The following is a 15,472-nucleotide window of genomic DNA, read 5'->3' as shown; positions in this document are numbered from 1 at the left end:
GTGCTCTTGGCGCCGGAATCCTTGCGCCGCACCCGGTCGGTCCCGATCAGGGTGAAGGTCCTGGGGTCCTTCAGCGGCGGGTTGGCCGGCGGGGTCACCTTGGCCGCCTCCGCCAGGAGGTCGCCGAAGCCGGCCCGCTTGCCCGACGGGTGGGCGATGACGCCATCGACCAGTGTCACCTCACTCGCCGGCACGCCCCAGGTCTTGGCGGCCGCCTCGATGAACATGGCCCGCGCCGCCGCGCCGGCCTGACGCATCCCCGTCCAGGAACTGGAAATGGCGCTGGAGCCGCCAGTGCCCTGGGCGCCGCCCACCATGGCGTTGCCGTAGACCTTGGTGTTGGCGGCGGCCTGCTCGACCGTCACCCTGGTCCAGTCCGCGCCCAGCTCCTCGGCAGCGATGGCGGCGAGGCCGGCATGGTTCCCCTGGCCGAATTCGATGTGTTTTGAGATGACGGTCACCGTGCCGTCCGCCGCGAACTTCAGGAATGGCCCGAACGCCCCGAAATCATTCTCGGCGCCCAGGCTCATGAGGCCCATGGGCGAGCAACCGACCAAGAGAGTCCCGCCCGCCATGGTCGCGCTGACGGCCAGGAAGTTCCGCCGGCTAACGGCTTGGGTCATGCTCACGCCTTGACCGACGCCGGTTGGGCCGCGCCAGCCGCGTCCTTTATCGCCGCGCGAATGCGCTGATAGGCGCCGCACCGACAGATGTTGCCATCCATGGCCGCGGTGATCGCGGCGTCGTCGGGCTTGGGCGTGGTGGCCAGCAGGGCCACCGCGCTCATGATCTGGCCGGACTGGCAGTAGCCGCACTGCGGCACGTCCAGCTTCACCCAGGCCGCCTGCAGGGGATGGGCGCCGCCCAGGCCCTCGATGGTGGTCACCTTGGCGGTCCCCACGGCCGAGATCGGCAGCTGGCAGGACCGCACCGCCTGGCCGTCGGCGAGCACCGTGCAGGCGCCGCATTGGGCCACGCCGCAGCCGTACTTGGTCCCGGTCAGGCCCAGTTCATCTCGCAGGACCCATAGGAGCGGCGTGTCGGGGGGCGAGTTGACGTCGTAGGCCCGCCCGTTCACATCCACCTTGGTCGCCATGAGGCCTCCAGCCTGATTCAGCCGCAATCCTAACATCGTTCAGACCGGCGCGGAAATCGTTGCTTGGCCGGCGGGCGATCCAGCGTCTATGTCGCTAGCGCAACTGCGAAGCCCAGGAGAGTCCATGCCCCGCGCCGCCGTCCTCGTCGCCCTCGCCCTCTCGCTCGGCGCCGTCCCGGCGCTCGCGCAGCCGGATGGCAAGCAGCTCTACGACCTGCAATGCAGCTTCTGCCACGCCGATGAGAGCCAGGCGCCGAGTCTGACCGGGGTCGCCGGCCGCAAGATCGGATCTGGCAGCTTCGCCTTCTCCGATGCGATGAAGGCCAAAGGCGAGGCCGGAGCGACGTGGACGGACGAGGAACTGGACGCCTTCCTGAAGGAGCCCGCCGCCCATACGCCGGGCACAACGATGATGATGTCGGTGACCGACGACGCCAACCGCGCGGCGATCGTCGCGTACCTGAAGACCCTCAAGTAGGCATCCCGGACAGGCATGGACGCCTTCCCCGCCTTCTTCCCGCTTACCGGCCGGTCGGTGGCCATCGCGGGTCAAGGCGAGGCGGCGGATGCAAAGGTGCGCCTTTTCGACGGCTCACCTGCCAGGGTCGTTCGGCTTACCGGGGCCACCGCGCTCGACCCGAAGGCCTACGCCGGGATGACCCTGGCCTTCGTGGCCGGCGATGACGAGGCCTGGGTCCGTGGGGCCGTGGCGGCCGCCCACGCCGCCCATGTGCCGGTCAACGCCGTCGACCGCCCGGCCCTCTGCGACTTCACCACGCCCGCGGTGATCGACCGCGGCGAGGTGGTGGCCGCGATCGGCACCGGCGGCGGTTCGCCCATGCTGGCGACCCTGCTACGCCACGACATCGAGGCGCGCGTGCCGGAGGGCGCCGGACGGCTGGCGGCCCTGTTCCGGGTGATGCAGCCCGAGATCCGCGCCGCCTTGCCGGAGGCCGCCGCGCGGCGGCGCTTCCTGCGGGCGGCGCTGACCGGGCCTGCCGCCGAGGCCGCCATGGCCGGCGATCTGGAAAGCGCGAAGGAACGGCTGCGGGCTGCCCTAGGCGACAACCCGCGGCTCGCCGGCGCCGTACGCTACATCGACGCCCGTGGACCAGCCGAGATGCTCACGCTCAAGGCCGCCCGCGCGCTTGCGGCGGCCGATCTGCTGGTCTGCGATGCCGAGATCGATGATCAGGTCCTGGGCCTCGCTCGCCGCGACGCCGAGCGGCGCCCGGTGCAGACGCCGGCCCAGTTGTCCGCCCTCGTCGCCGAGGGCCTGATCGTCGCGAGATTGGTCACGACGCCTGCCTGGCGCACCGAGCAGGCCGCCCTTGCCGCAATGGGCGTCGCCACCGAGATCCTGCCGATCGCGGGCTGATCCAGCGTTTAAATCGGCCCTGAAAACAATGGGTCGCTCAACGGACAAAAAACAACTTAAGAGTGTCTTGGGTGTGAGCGCGTCGGCGTACTGTGTGACGCCACCCGAGGGACACGCTATGCCGACCCGTCCTCGCCAAGCGCAGATTTCGCGAAACGCTATCGAAGCGATGCAGCGGCTGGAGGGCATCGTCGCTTCCGCGATGGATGGCATCATCACCGTCAACGACGAGCAGCGGATCGTCCTCTTCAACCCCGCGGCCGAGCGCATGTTCGGACTCTCGGCGGCCCAGGCGGTTGGCCAGCACATCTCGCAGTTCATGCCGGAGCGGTATCGCGAGACCCATACGGCGCACATCCATCGCTTCGCCCTCACCGGCGTCACCAGCCGCCAGATGGGATCGCTGGGCGCCATCAGCGGACTTCGCGCCGACGGCCAGGAATTTCCGATCGAGGCGTCCATCTCGCAGGTGCAGGTTGGCGACGAACGTCTGTCCACCGTGATCCTGCGCGACATCACCGAGCGACAGGCCGCCGAAGACGCGCTGCTGGAAAGCCGCCGGCGCATGGAGGGTATCGTCGAATCGGCGATGGACGCGCTGATCACGGTCGACGAGCAGCAGCGGATCATCCTGTTCAACCCCGCCGCCGAGCAGATGTTCGGCGTCGGCATCGCTGAGGCGGTTGGCGCGCCACTCGAACAGTTCATCCCAGAGCGGTTCCGCCCCGGACACGGCGAACATATCCGCCACTTCAAAGTCGCCGGCGTCACCAACCGCCGGATGGGCGCCCTGGGCGCCGTCAGCGGGCTGAGGGCCAGCGGCGAGGAATTCCCGGTCGAGGCGTCGATCTCGCAGGTCGAGGTCGGAGGGGTGCGGATCGCCACCGTCATCCTGCGCGACATCACTGAACGCCGCGCGAATGAAGAGGCCCGTCACCTACTGGCCCGCGAGGTCGACCACCGCGCAAAGAACGCTCTGGCGGTCGTCCAGGCGGTCGTCTCGCTGACCCGCGCGAACACCAAGGAGGAGTTCATCGCCGCGGTGCAGGGCCGCGTCGCCGCCCTGGGCCGGGCTCACTCCCTGCTCGCACAAAACCAATGGGAAGGCGGGGACCTGGCCCAGATCGTCGCCGACGAGACCGCGCCGTACCATCGCGATGACCAGGTCAGGATTAGCGGGCCCGCGATCACCCTGCCACCCGCCGCTGTGCAGCCGATCAGCCTGTTGATTCACGAGCTCGCGACCAACGCGGTGAAATACGGCGCCCTGTCGATGGACTCAGGCAGGATCGACATCGGCTGGTCCATCCTGGCGGACGGCGGGCTGGAGTTGCGCTGGAGCGAGACGGGCGGACCGACGACGACGTCGCCCGCGCAGTCTGGCTTCGGCTCGACCCTGGTGCGGGAGGTCGCCACCCGGCAGCTCGGCGGCGCGCTGGTCATGGACTGGCCGACCTCCGGCATGCAGCTCGTCGCCACCCTGCCGGCATGGGCGTACCGGCCCGATGTCACCGCCTCGCCCGGGTCTGCGGTCGGCCTGACGCCCGGCGCTCACGACATCATTCGGCGGAGAGGGCGGCTGCTCGTCGTAGAGGACGAATCGCTGATCGCCATGGCGGTCTGCCAGGACCTGGCGTCGCTGGGATGGGAGATCGTCGGGCCGGCCGCCACCATCGAGGAAGCCCGACGACTGATCGAAGACGGCCTGCCCGACGCCGCGGTGCTGGATGTCAACTTGGCCGGGAAGCCGGTGTACCCCCTCGCCGAATGGCTGCAGGCGAACGCGGTGCCTTTCGTCTTCTGCTCCGGTTACGAGCAGCTGGAGGACTATCCGGCCTACGAAACCTGGCCGCGGGTCCGCAAGCCTGTCGACATCCACGCCCTTGACGGCGAGCTTCGCAAGATGCGCGAGGCCGCCTGACGATCGGCCGCAAGCACGCCGGGCTGAGTCTGGCTAAGCGTCCAGCCGCCGTCCCTTTGTCTCCGGCAGGAAGAGCAGGCAGACGACCACCGAGATCGCCGTGAAGGTGAACGGGAACCACAGGCCGGAGTAGAGGTCGCCCACCGTGGTCACGATAGCGAAGGCGGTGAAGGGCACGAAGCCGCCGACCCAGCCGGTGCCGATGTGGTAGGGCAGTGACAGCGCCGTATAGCGAACCCGCGTGGGGAACAGCTCCACCAGGCAGGCGGCGATCGGGCCGTAGAGCGCAGTGGCGGCGGTCACGAAGATCAGCAGCACGCCGAAGGCGCCGATGAGGTTCATCCGGGCCGGATCGGCCTTGGTGGGATAGCCTGCCTCGGCGAGCGCGGCCTTGATGCGCCCCTCGACAGTGGCCTTCACGGCCTTGGCCACGTCCGGCGGCATGTCCTTGGCGCTGTTGGACGGGATGGTCGTCGTGCCGATCCGCACCAAGGTCGGCTGGCCGGGCGTCCCCGCCTCATTCGAGTAGGAGACCCCCGCGTTGGCCAGGGTCGACTTGGCGATGTCGCAGGCCGAGACGAAGCTGGCCTTGCCCACGGGATCGAACTGCAGGGAGCAGTCCGCCGGATCGGCGATCACCACCACCGGGGTGCGCGCCTGCGCCTCCGCCAGCGCCGGGTTCAGGGTGCGTGACAGCATGTGGAACGCTGGGAAGTAGGCGACCAGCATCAGGGTCATGCCGAAGAGCAGGACCGGCTTCCTGCCGATCCTGTCCGACAGCCAGCCGAAGAAGACGTAGCCCACCGCGCTCGCCGCGGTAGCCGCCATCATCAGGAAGTTGATGGTCTGCGGCGGCGCCTTCAGGAACCGCTCCATGAAGGTCTGCACGTAGAAGAAGGCCGTGTACCAGACGGCGCCTTGGGCGAACATGATCCCCACCAGGGCGATGAGCACCAGCTTCAGGTTCTTCCATTGCCCGAACGCTTCGGCGAAGGGGGCCTTGCTGGCGCCCCCCTCGGCCTTCAGCCGGGCGAATTCCGGGCTCTCCGTGAGCTTCAGGCGCATCCAGATGGAGATGCCCAGGAGGACACCAGAGAACAGGAACGGGATGCGCCAGCCCCAGGCGTCGAAGGCCTCGTTGCCCAACGCGGTGCGCGTGCCCAGGATCACGATGAGGGCGCCGAAAAGGCCGAATGCGGCGGACGTCTGGATCCAGCTGGTCGCGCCCCCGCGCCCGTCGGCCGGCGCATGCTCGGCCACATAGATCGCCGCGCCCCCATACTCCCCGCCCAGCGCGAAGCCCTGCAGGATGCGCATCAGGATCAGCAGCGCCGGACCGATGATCCCGGCCTGATTGTAGGAGGGCAGCAGGCCGATCGCGACGGTCGCCCCGCCCATCAGGATCACGGTCGCGAGGAAGGCGCCCTTGCGTCCGGCCTGGTCACCGATGCGGCCGAAAACCAGAGCGCCCAGGGGCCGGAATAGGAAGCCCGCGCCGAACAGCGCCAGCGCCGCGGCCAGGCCCGCGGTCTCCGGCAGTCCGGAGAAGAAGGTCTTGGAGATGACGCCGGTCAGGCTGCCGAAGACGAAGAAGTCATACCACTCGAAGGTGGTCCCTGCCGAAGACGCCGCGATGACGGTCTTGAGGCTTGTGGGCTTGGCGGCTTCCGGGTCCGGCGCGGCGATCTCCGCCATCCTGTCATTCCTCCTGCAGCGCCTGCGACTCGTCTCCGGACGCTAGCAGGTCTTGTGCTTACCGTTGCCCGCCTTGGCCGGCAGCGTGTGGATGTAGGTGGCGATGGCTGTGTTGTCCTCCGCGCTCAGCTTCGAAGTGCTGGCCAGCACCCCGGCCATGCCGGTGGGTTCGTTGAAGCAGCGGTCCATGCCGGTGGCGAGCAGGCCCGCCATGTCCTCGATGGTCCAGTCGCCGACACCGTCTTTGGGGTGCGAGGTGATGTTGGTGGCGAACCGTCCTCCGGCTTCCAGGTTCGGCGCGCCCGCATAGAGCTTGTCCAGTTCGGGGCCGCCGAGCGCGTTGCGCGGCGTATGGCACTCGGCGCAGTGGGCCGCGCCCTCGGCCAGATACGCGCCCCGGTTCCAGGCGGCCGACTGGTTCGGGTCGGCCACGAACTCCTGCGGCTTGAAGTAGAGGAATTTCCAGCCGCCCAGCACGAGGCGGACGTTGAACGGGAAGCTCAGCTCGTGCGGCGGACTCGGGTTCGCGGAGGGCGGCAGGGTCTTCATGTAGGCGAACAGGTCGCGCACGTCCGAAGTCTTCATGAGTGCATAGGAGGCGTAGGGGAACGCAGGATAGAGGTGCTCGCCGCGCCGTCCCGTGCCGCGCTTCACGGCATTTACGAACTCCAGCTCGCTCCAGGCGCCGATGCCGGCCTTGGGATCGGGCGAAATGTTGGGCGCGACGAATGTCCCGAACGGCGACTCCAGCTTGAGGCCGCCGGCCAGCTGGGTGCGGTCGGACTGGCCCTGGGTGATGTGGCAGCCGGAGCAGTTGCCGGCGTTGAACATCACTTCGCCGTTGGCCAGGTTCGGCCGGTAGCCGGCCGTCAGCACCGCAGCCGGCAGCTTCTTCGGCATGGTGACCAGCCAGAAGCTCACGGCGCCCGCGACGATCAGCAGGCCCACGATGAGCAGTATGCGCCTCAGCATGCGCCGCCTCCCCCGATACGGCGGTCCCCCAGGGACCCTAGGTCTTCTTCTTGCGGTAGATGTCGTGGCAGGACTTGCAGGTGCCGCTCATCTTCAGGAACGCGGGCTTGAAGGCCTCGGCGTTGGAGGCCTTGCCGGCCGCCGTCGCCAGGGTGGACATCTCGGCCAGGCGCTTGGTGAAGTCAGCCTTGTTGGTCCAGATCTTCGGGTCCGCCTCCGACTTCGGGTCGGCGCCGCTGCCCGGCGGATAGAGGCCTTGCAGCTTCTTGCCGTTGGCCGCGATTGCGCCGGTAAGGGCTTTGACCTTGGCGGCGTCCCAGGGTTTCTGCCCTGTGGCGAAGGCGCTGACGTCGCGCATCTGCAGGCCGGTCTGCTTCATGATGGCCTGCCGCTCGGCGGCCGGACCGCTGGCGGCCGACGCGGCGACGCCGGCCAGCACCATCGCGGCGGCGGCGACAGCGCCCCACGCAACCGTTCGAATACGCGTCATCAACAGCTCCGGAATTTCGCCAGCAGGCCTGTCCCCGCGCTCAGGTACCTTGCCCGGCGGAGCGGAACAAGAGCGGCGGCGGCGCTGCCTATCCAAGCCTCAGGAACGCCGCCGCATAGGGCGACAGCCCGACCGACTCCCCGCGCAGATCCGCCTCACCTGAACGCAGCCACAGGAGTTCGGCGCCGGCCAGGGCGGGGGCGGCCAGCACCTGTGGGTCGCCGCTCAGGTTGAAGACGCAGGCGATCGACGTGCCGGCATAGCGCCGCACGAAGGCGATCAGCGGCGCCTCGGTCTCCAGAAACTCGATTCCACCCAGGCTGAGGGCCGGCTGGGACTTGCGCAGCGCGATCACCGCCTTGGAGAAGTTGAGCACCGAGTCCGGATCCTCGCCCTGGGCCTCCCCCGAGAGCCCACGGTGCTCGGCGGCCAGCGGCAGCCAGGGCTCGCCGTCGGTGAACCCCATCTGCGGCCCCTCCGTCCACGGCATCGGCGTGCGGCACCCGTCGCGCCCGCCGTCATAGGGGTAGTAGAGGTCTCCGACCGGGTCGCGCAGCAGGTGCCGCGGCAGGGCCGCCTGCGGCAGGCCCAGCTCCTCGCCCTGGTAGATCAGGGTGGTGCCCTTCAGCATGACCAGTAGGGCGAACAGCATCTTCGCCAGCTCCGGCGGAGCGTTCGGACCGCCGAACCGGCTGGCCGTGCGCGGCACGTCATGGTTGGAGAAGCTGATCGTCGGCCAGTGATCCGGGAAGCGCGACAGCGTGGCGTAGTGGTCGGTGACGAACGCCGCCTCCAGCTTGCGGGCGAGCAGCATCACGAAGGTGTAGCCGGAGTGGAGGCCATCGGCCGGCGTCAGGTACGCGCCGCAGCGCTCCTCCTCTTCCGAGAACTCACCGAACACGAAACGGTCGGGGCCTCCGTGGCCGTTGTGGGCCTCCACCCGGCGGCGGATGACGTCCAGGGTCTCGACGTTCTCCTCCAGGTTGGAGTCGTAGTGGTGGAACTGCAGGTTGCCGGCGTGGCTCCAGTTCAGGCCGCGCCGCTCCGCCATCGGCACGGCCGGATTGGGCGTCAGCGCGGCGTCGTGGAGGAAGGTGCCGGCCACGTCGAGGCGGAAGCCGTCGACGCCCTTGGCGAGCCAGAAGTCCAGGACCGAAAGCGCCGCCTCCCGCGCGTCCGGGTCGCGCCAGTTCAGCTTCGGTTGCTGGCGCAGGAACTTGTGGTGGTAGTGCTGGCGCCTGGTGGGCTGGTAGGCCCAGGCCGGACCGCCGAACACCGACAACCAGTTGTTGGGCGCGGTCCCGTCTTCCTGCGGGTCGGCCCAGACATACCAGTTGGCCTTGGGCCCCTCCTTGCCGCCGGTCAGACTCTCGACGAACCAGGGATGGACGTCGGAGGTGTGGCTCAGCACCTCGTCCAGCACCACCTTCAGCCCGCGAGCATGCGCCGCGTCCAGCAGGGACTGGAAATCCTCGGGCGTGCCGTAGTCGCCCTGGATTCCCTCGAAGTCGGCGATGTCATAGCCCCAGTCGCGGTTCGGCGACGGGTGGATCGGCGACAGCCAGAGACCGTCCACGCCCAGGCCCTGGATGTAGTCCAGCTTGGCATGCACGCCCGGCAGGTCGCCGTGCCCGTCGCCATCGCTGTCGAAGAAGCTGCGGACGTAGACGTGGTAGAGGATCGCGCCCTTCCACCACGGCTCCGTCATTGGATCAGACCTCGCTCGCGTCCGTGATGATCTTGCCCACGAGGCCGTAGTCGACGGCTTCCTCGGCGCTCATCCAGAAGTTCCGCTGGGTGTCCTTGACCACCTTCTCGAAGGTCTGTCCGGTCTCCTTGGCGATCATCCGGTTCACCCGGTCCTGCATTTTGATGATCTCCTCGGCTTCGATCTGGATGTCCGAGGCCTGGCCGCGCACGCCGCCGGCCGGCTGGTGCAGCAGGAAACGGGTGTTGGGCAGGCAGAGGCGGTTTTCCTTCTTGGCGCCCAGGTAGATGTGGGCGCCCGCCGAGGCCACCCAGCCGGTGCCGATCACCTTCACCGGGGCGCCGCAGAAGCGGATCATGTCGTGGACGGTGTCGCCGCTCTCCACGTGCCCGCCCGGCGAGTTGATGATCACCCGGATCGGCTTGTCGCTCTCGGCCGCGAAGGCGGCGAGCTGGGCGGTGACCCGCTCGGCCAGCCGCATGTCGATCTCGCCGAAGATCAGCACCGTGCGGCTCTTGTAGAGCGCGTTCTGGACCGGCCCGGCGCTCATCGGCATATCGGGCTGGCGGCCCTTGCCCTCCTCGTCCTCGTCTTCGTCGTCGAGGTAGGAAATCCATTTCAGCATGTGGGTCGCCTTCAAAGTCGGTCTGTAGCCTTGGAGGTATTGGTCCGCGGGGCCTCAGGCAAGCCTTACCGGCCACCGCCGTCGAACCGCAAGCGGTTGAACCTCAGGGAGGCGCCGGCCATTTGGCGCAGGTGCCGATCCGTATGCGCCTGAAGGCCGCCTCCCCGCAAACCCTTGCCCTGGCCGGCCTGGGCGCGCTGCTGCTCGACCTGGCGATTGCCGCCCTGCTCGTCGGAACGGCGGTGGCGCGCTGGGCGCCGCCGGAGGACCTGCCGTGGACGCCGCTGCGGCTGGCCGAGCCCGTCGGCATGGCGACCCGTGCGAAGTTCGAGCGCGCCGCAGCCGATCCCGCCGCCTGCCGGGCCATCCTGCGCGAGGGTGAGGTCACCTTCGCCGAGGCCCCGAGGCCGACGCGAACCTGCCCGACGCCCGACAGCCTGCGCCTGGGACGGGGCGTCCTGGCCTTGTCGCCCGCCGCGCCGCTGATGACCTGCCGCGAGGCGCTCGCCTATGCCTTCTGGACCCGCCACGCCGTGCAGCCCGCAGCCAGGGCTGAGCTGCGGCAACCGATCGTCCGGGTCGAGCACTACGGGACCTATGCCTGCCGCAACATCTACGGCCAGGCTGAGGGCCGCCGCAGCGAGCACGCCCACGCCAACGCCCTCGATGTGGCGGCTTTCCGAACAGCCGGGGGCGCGCGCATCGCCGTCGTCAGCCACTTCCGGGACGAAGGTCCGCAGGGCCGCTTCCTGCGCCGCGTGCGCGACGGCGCCTGCCCCTGGTTCCGCGCTGTACTTAGCCCGGATTACAACGCCGCCCACCGCGATCACCTGCACCTGGACCGTGGCCCCTACCGCGTCTGCCGCTAGGCCCGGGTTGACCTGTGCGCACGCCGCCCCGCAAATGGCCGCCACCGTTTCGGGAGATGCACATGGCCGTTCTGGAAGCCCCCAAGGTCAGCGCCAAGGGCCTGTTCGACCTCACCGGCAAGGTGGCGGTCATCACCGGCTCATCGCGCGGGATCGGCAAGGCCATCGCCGAGCACTTCGCCCACTACGGCGCCAAAGTGGTGATCTCCTCACGCAAGCCGGGCCCTTGCGACGAGGTGGCGGCCGCCATCAACGCGAAGAGCCCCGGCCACGCCATCGCCGTGCCGGCCAACATCTCCTCGAAGGAGGACCTGCAGCGGCTAATGGACGAGACCCGCAGGACGTTCGGCCAGATCGACATCCTGGTCTGCAACGCCGCGTCCAACCCGTTCTACGGGTCACAGCTCGATATCCCCGACGACGCCTTCTCGAAGATCCTGTCCAACAACATCATCGCCAACAACTGGATGATCCAGATGGTGGTCCCCGAGATGAAGGCCCGGGGCGACGGGTCGATCATCATCATCTCGTCGGTGGGCGGCCTGCGCGGCAACAAGGTGATCGGCGCCTACTGCATCTCCAAGGCTGCCGACATGCAGCTGGCCCGCAACCTCGCCCAGGAGCTGGGGCCGCATAACATCCGGGTAAATTGCGTGGCCCCCGGCCTGGTGAAGACCGACTTCGCCAGGGCGTTATGGGATACGCCCGAGGGCGAGGCGCGCGAGAGTGAGGATACTCCGTTGCGGCGCCTGGGCCAGCCCGACGACATCGCCGGAGCCGCGGTCTACCTGGCCTCCCGAGCGGGCGCCTGGACGACGGGCCAGACCCTGGTGGTGGATGGCGGCGCGACCTGCTGACTCCTCTCAGGGATCGTAGATGATCAGGGCGACGCCGTAGCGGAGCGCCTTCTCCATGGTCTCGCGGAAGTCCTCCGGCAGGGCGGCTGCGTCGAGGACGCAGGCGCAGCGCAGGGCGCGGACCTCGGTCCAGCCGAAGTGCTCCAGCTCGGCGGCGGCCTTGCGCTCCGCATCGACCTCCTCGTCCGCACGGACGAAGGCCAGCACGGTCAGCGGCGACGTCGCACCGGGCTCCAGTCCCTCCAGGGTCACCACGAAGACGTCGGCGTTCAACTCACTCACGCGGCCAAGCCTGGCGAGTTTCGTGGTCCCCGGCTAGAGCGGCGCGTCCCAGGTGAGGCGGTAGAAGCGGGTTTCCGCGCCCTCGGTCCCGAAGTCGTTGTCGGTGGCCAGCAGGAGTTCGCGATCGGAGAGCAGGGCCGCGCCCTCCAGGTCCGGGGCGACCTCCGGGTGGTCGTCGGTCGAGAACACCTGGGTCTTGGCGAGCGGGGCGGGGCCGTTCAACTCGACGGTGTAGAGGCGGGCATCGCGGCTCATGCGCTCCAGCACCAGCAGGCGGTCCGGACCCAGCCAGACAAGCTCGCAGACCTTGAGGTCGTCGGCCTTGGCCTCGCCGGCCGCGGCGTCGCGGCGGAAGCTGGCGGTGGGGTCGAACGGATAGGCGTAGGAGGCCGCCAGGGTCCCGTCACGGGCGTCCAGCTTCCATATGGTTGTGGCTAGCAGGCCGTCGCCCTCAAGCGCGCTTTGGAAGACGGCGTAGAGCCAGAGCTCGTCGCCTGACACGCACACCCCTTCAAAGCCGCGGTTGAGGCGACGGCGAAGCGCCGCCGCGGGGAGCCGCTGCTCGGCGCCGGGCAGCGCCAGGCCCTGGGGGTTCCAGCGCGCCGTCACGACCCCATCGGGGCCGACCCTCAGCAGGGAAGGGCCGTACTCCTCGGCGACCCAGAAGCCGCCGTCGGCGAGCGCTGCGACCCCCTCCGGGTCGCAACCCGCCACATCGGTGGCCAGGGGCTGGCCGTCCAGGTCGAAGGTGGGCTCCATCTCGGCGCTGTCGCCGCCCGGCAGCGGGCGGCCGGAGAACGGGGCGGCCAGGGTGCGCAGCGGCAGGGTGCGAACCAGCTCCACCCGCTCCGGCCCCACCTGTAGCTCCGCCAGCAGCGGCTGGAAGTCCGGCAGCGGCAGGATCTTGGCGCCGGCCAGGTCCTTCAGCGGCTTGAGATGCTCCAGCCCGTAGCGCTGGCGGGCCACCTTGACTTTCATGTTGGGCCCGCGGTCGCCCAGGCCCCAAACCCGGCCGGCGGTGTCGCCTGCCCGCCGGCTCAGCCCCGAACCGACGCTGAGCGTCAGCCGCAGTCGGCCCTTGGGCGTGTCGATGGCCGCAAGCGGCGGGTCGCGCCAGCGGAGTTCCGTGACCGTGGGCCGCAATACCGAAGGCCTATGCCGTGGCGAGCGACGGCAGGTCGTGCAGCGACGGGTCGAGGCCGGCGCCCATCAGGTCGATGAAGTTGTCGCGGTAGAACTTCCGCTTCGCGCGCTCGTCGACGCCGGCCAGGTTGTCGTTGAACCGCTTCAGCGGATTGCGGCCGCCTTCGATGTGCGGGAAGTCCGAAGAGAACAGCACCATATCCTCGCCCGAATTCTCCATGATCCAGCGCACGTCCTCGTGCGGATACGGGGTGACGCGGAACTGTCGGCGCAGGATCTCGGATGGCGTGCCCGACAGGCGTTGGAGACGCTCCTCCTTGCCGAACGCCGCGACGCCGGAATCCAGGAACTTCATCAGGCTGGGGAGCCAGGAAGCGCCCAGCTCGATGGCCCCGAATTTCAGCTTCGGGAAGCGGTCGAAGACGCCGTCGATGACCAGGGCCGACACCGTCTGCCAGGCGCTGAGCGGGATCGCCATGAACGTCAGCGAGGTGAAATTCTCGTCGCCGCCGTGGAAGTCCTTCACGTAGGGCAGGCCGTTCTCCAGGTACTCCCGGTCCATCTTCTCCTCCCCGCCCACGTGGAAGAGGATGGGCAGGCCGGCCTCCTGAGCGACCGCCCACAGGGGGTCCAGCTCGCGGTGGCTGGGCGAGAAGCCGGGATGGCGCGAGGGGATGACAAGACCCTTGGCGCCCAGAGCGATGGCCTCGCGCGCGATCTGCGGCGCTGCGGCGCGGTCGACCAGCGGGACGTAGCCGGTGGCCAGCAGGCGGCGGTCGACAGAGCAGAACTCCGTCATCATCCGGTTGTGGGCGCGGGCGGCCTCGACCGCCAGCTCCACCTCGCCCATCTGCTCCAGCCCGAAGTTGGAAAGGCATGCGGTGGAGAACACCAACTGGCTGGCGAACCCCAGGTGATCCAGCGTGGCCGGGCGGTCCGCCGCGCGGAAGGCGCCCAAGGCCTCGTAGTTCTTGCGCAGGAGGATGTTGGCCTCCGCGCCCGCGCGGAACTCGGGGTCGTCGTGCAGCCGGTCGGCCTTGGCGAACCACTCGGTCAGGATGGCCTTCTTGCCGATCTTGGCCACGAACGCATCGCGGAATTTCGGGTCGACGTAGCCGTTGATCTGTCCCGGCAGCTCCATGACGTGGCTGTCGGCGTCATGCACGGTCTGGCCTTCGACGTACGGCATGGGCCATCCTCCCAGGATGTCTTCGCTCTCGCCCGCGCATACCGGACGCTCAGACGGGGTCCGTCAAGATTTCTGGGCGCGCCATCCCGCCCTGGTGGCGCCCGACCTGATCGGCTGGGAGGTGTTCCTGGATGGCGTCGGCGGGCGGATCGTGGAGACCGAGGCCTACCACCATGAGGACCCCGCTTCGCACAGCTACTCGGGGCCGACGCCGCGCAACGCCGTGATGTTCGGCCCGCCGGCCCACCTCTACGTCTATCGCTCCTACGGCATCCACTGGTGCATGAACTTCGTGTGCTGGGATGGCGCGCCGGGCGGAGCGGTGCTGATCCGCGCGGTCGAGCCGACCGCCGGCCTGGAGATGATGGCCGAGCGGCGCGGCCTGGCCGACCCGCGCACCCTGTGCTCCGGCCCGGGCAAGCTCTGCCAGGCCCTGGGCGTCAGCCGCGAGCACGATGGAATGTCGCTGGAGCGGCCGCCGTTCGAGCTGAGGCAAGGATCCGCCCCCTGGGTCGTCGCCGGGCCGCGGATCGGGATCACCAAGGCGGCCGAGGTCCCCTGGCGGTTCGGAGAGGCCGGCTCGCGTTTCCTGAGCCGGCCGTTCCCGAAAGGCTAGAGCTGCGCCAGCATGTAGTCGGCGGCGGAGACCTTGAATTCGCCGCCCTGCTCGACGTTGAGCTCCTTCACCACGCCGTCCTTGACGATCATGGAGTAGCGCTGCGAGCGCTTGCCCATGCCGAACTTGCTGCCGTCCATCTCCAGGCCGACGGCGGAGGTGAAGTCGGCGTTGCCGTCGGCCAGCATGACGATGTCGTCGCCCACCGCCTGATCTTCGCCCCAGGCCTTCATGACGAAGGCGTCATTGACCGAAAGGCAGGCGATGACGTCGACGCCCTTCTTCTTCAGGTCCGGCCCCAGTTGCTTGAAGCCGGGCAGGTGCTTGGCCGAGCAGGTGGGCGTGAAAGCGCCCGGCAGCGCGAACAGCGCCACGGTCTTGCCGGCGAAGAACTCGCCCGTCTTGACGGGCTTGGGCCCCTCGGCGGTCGCCTGGGTCACGGTCACGTCAGGCACCTTGTCGCCCACTTTGATGGTCATGGCGGTATCGTCCTTCGTCTTGGGGTTCGTGGGCCGCAGATAGCCCGAAGACCGGTCCTCGGTAAGCCCGATTTGAAGCGCCTAGGGATAAGACCCCTTGATGTCGCCACGTTCCCCGCCGAAATGAATCGGCGATGGAAGGCGCCTTTCTC

17 protein-coding genes are annotated in these 15,472 nt (G+C 68.8%); 6 read left to right on the top strand and 11 right to left on the bottom strand.

The annotated features are described in order from the left end of the window. Together QZV94_RS15345 and QZV94_RS15340 are read right to left on the bottom strand one after the other, a co-directional pair. On the bottom strand, positions 1-623 hold a 623-nt coding region (locus QZV94_RS15345), incomplete at its 3' end, for a molybdopterin cofactor-binding domain-containing protein (protein WP_293678781.1). Between the two features lie 2 nt (positions 624-625). Next, entirely contained in the window at positions 626-1,096 is a 471-nt protein-coding gene (locus QZV94_RS15340; RefSeq protein WP_293678780.1) for a (2Fe-2S)-binding protein, read from the bottom strand. A gap of 124 nt (positions 1,097-1,220) precedes the next feature. Here QZV94_RS15340 and QZV94_RS15335 point away from each other — a divergent pair, with 124 nt between their 5' ends. From QZV94_RS15335 to QZV94_RS15325, 3 genes are read left to right on the top strand one after another with little or no spacing between them, the layout of a single operon-like run. Beyond that, positions 1,221-1,574, top strand: coding sequence for a c-type cytochrome (locus QZV94_RS15335; RefSeq protein ID WP_293678779.1), 354 nt, complete (start codon positions 1,221-1,223; stop codon positions 1,572-1,574). A 15-nt stretch (positions 1,575-1,589) separates the two neighbouring features. Then, complete coding sequence (locus QZV94_RS15330) at positions 1,590-2,474, top strand: bifunctional precorrin-2 dehydrogenase/sirohydrochlorin ferrochelatase (protein ID WP_293678778.1); 885 nt, start codon at positions 1,590-1,592, stop codon at positions 2,472-2,474. After that, a complete protein-coding gene (locus tag QZV94_RS15325) occupies positions 2,428-4,395 on the top strand; it encodes a PAS domain S-box protein (RefSeq protein WP_293678777.1) in 1,968 nt (655 codons plus the stop codon). The genes QZV94_RS15330 and QZV94_RS15325 overlap by 47 nt, the downstream gene beginning before the upstream one ends. 33 nt (positions 4,396-4,428) lie before the next feature. On the opposite strand, the gene QZV94_RS15320 is transcribed toward QZV94_RS15325, so the two are convergent. The 5 genes from QZV94_RS15320 to QZV94_RS15300 all read right to left on the bottom strand — a co-directional run bounded on the left by QZV94_RS15320 (position 4,429) and on the right by QZV94_RS15300 (position 9,885). Then, positions 4,429-6,090, bottom strand: coding sequence for an MFS transporter (locus QZV94_RS15320; protein ID WP_293678776.1), 1,662 nt, complete (start codon positions 6,088-6,090; stop codon positions 4,429-4,431). A 42-nt stretch (positions 6,091-6,132) separates the two neighbouring features. Further along, positions 6,133-7,062 (bottom strand): cytochrome c, encoded by a 930-nt coding sequence (locus QZV94_RS15315; RefSeq protein ID WP_293678775.1) that lies wholly within the window; start codon positions 7,060-7,062, stop codon positions 6,133-6,135. 37 nt (positions 7,063-7,099) lie between these two features. Next, positions 7,100-7,552, bottom strand: coding sequence for a cytochrome c (locus QZV94_RS15310; RefSeq protein WP_293678774.1), 453 nt, complete (start codon positions 7,550-7,552; stop codon positions 7,100-7,102). A gap of 88 nt (positions 7,553-7,640) precedes the next feature. Continuing rightward, complete coding sequence (locus QZV94_RS15305) at positions 7,641-9,260, bottom strand: alpha-glucosidase (RefSeq protein WP_293678773.1); 1,620 nt, start codon at positions 9,258-9,260, stop codon at positions 7,641-7,643. Between the two features lie 4 nt (positions 9,261-9,264). Next, the gene (locus tag QZV94_RS15300) at positions 9,265-9,885 is read right to left on the bottom strand and encodes an ATP-dependent Clp protease proteolytic subunit (RefSeq protein ID WP_293678772.1); all 621 of its coding nucleotides are present in this window, start codon (positions 9,883-9,885) and stop codon (positions 9,265-9,267) included. A 131-nt stretch (positions 9,886-10,016) separates the two neighbouring features. Between QZV94_RS15300 and QZV94_RS15295 the strand changes: the two genes are divergently transcribed. Together QZV94_RS15295 and QZV94_RS15290 are read left to right on the top strand one after the other, a co-directional pair. After that, complete coding sequence (locus tag QZV94_RS15295; RefSeq protein ID WP_293678771.1) at positions 10,017-10,754, top strand: extensin family protein; 738 nt, start codon at positions 10,017-10,019, stop codon at positions 10,752-10,754. A 62-nt stretch (positions 10,755-10,816) separates the two neighbouring features. After that, positions 10,817-11,611 carry an SDR family oxidoreductase gene (locus QZV94_RS15290; protein ID WP_293678770.1) on the top strand — a complete coding sequence of 265 codons (795 nt, stop codon included), beginning with the start codon at positions 10,817-10,819 and terminating at the stop codon, positions 11,609-11,611. A gap of 6 nt (positions 11,612-11,617) precedes the next feature. Here the strand turns inward: QZV94_RS15290 and QZV94_RS15285 are convergent, their stop codons facing one another. The 3 genes from QZV94_RS15285 to QZV94_RS15275 are packed head-to-tail and all read right to left on the bottom strand — an operon-like array spanning position 11,618 to position 14,225. Further along, positions 11,618-11,893: a hypothetical protein gene (locus QZV94_RS15285; RefSeq protein WP_293678769.1), complete on the bottom strand. Its 276-nt coding sequence runs from the start codon at positions 11,891-11,893 to the stop codon at positions 11,618-11,620. A gap of 33 nt (positions 11,894-11,926) precedes the next feature. After that, complete coding sequence (locus QZV94_RS15280) at positions 11,927-13,036, bottom strand: esterase-like activity of phytase family protein (RefSeq protein WP_293678768.1); 1,110 nt, start codon at positions 13,034-13,036, stop codon at positions 11,927-11,929. A gap of 10 nt (positions 13,037-13,046) precedes the next feature. Then, complete coding sequence (locus tag QZV94_RS15275) at positions 13,047-14,225, bottom strand: amidohydrolase family protein (RefSeq protein ID WP_293678767.1); 1,179 nt, start codon at positions 14,223-14,225, stop codon at positions 13,047-13,049. Positions 14,226-14,319: 94 nt separating this feature from the next. Here QZV94_RS15275 and QZV94_RS15270 point away from each other — a divergent pair, with 94 nt between their 5' ends. Then, the gene (locus QZV94_RS15270) at positions 14,320-14,841 is read left to right on the top strand and encodes a DNA-3-methyladenine glycosylase (protein WP_293678766.1); all 522 of its coding nucleotides are present in this window, start codon (positions 14,320-14,322) and stop codon (positions 14,839-14,841) included. On the opposite strand, the gene QZV94_RS15265 is transcribed toward QZV94_RS15270, so the two are convergent. Continuing rightward, positions 14,838-15,320, bottom strand: a complete 483-nt coding sequence (locus tag QZV94_RS15265) for a peroxiredoxin (protein ID WP_293678765.1) — start codon at positions 15,318-15,320, stop codon at positions 14,838-14,840. The genes QZV94_RS15270 and QZV94_RS15265 overlap by 4 nt on opposite strands. Positions 15,321-15,472 lie beyond the last annotated feature (152 nt).

The sequence above is a fragment of the uncultured Phenylobacterium sp. genome (genome assembly GCF_902826855.1).
Lineage (GTDB): Bacteria > Pseudomonadota > Alphaproteobacteria > Caulobacterales > Caulobacteraceae > Phenylobacterium.
The sequence above is the reverse complement of the archived record's forward strand: the minus strand, read 5'-3'. Positions and strand labels throughout refer to the sequence as shown.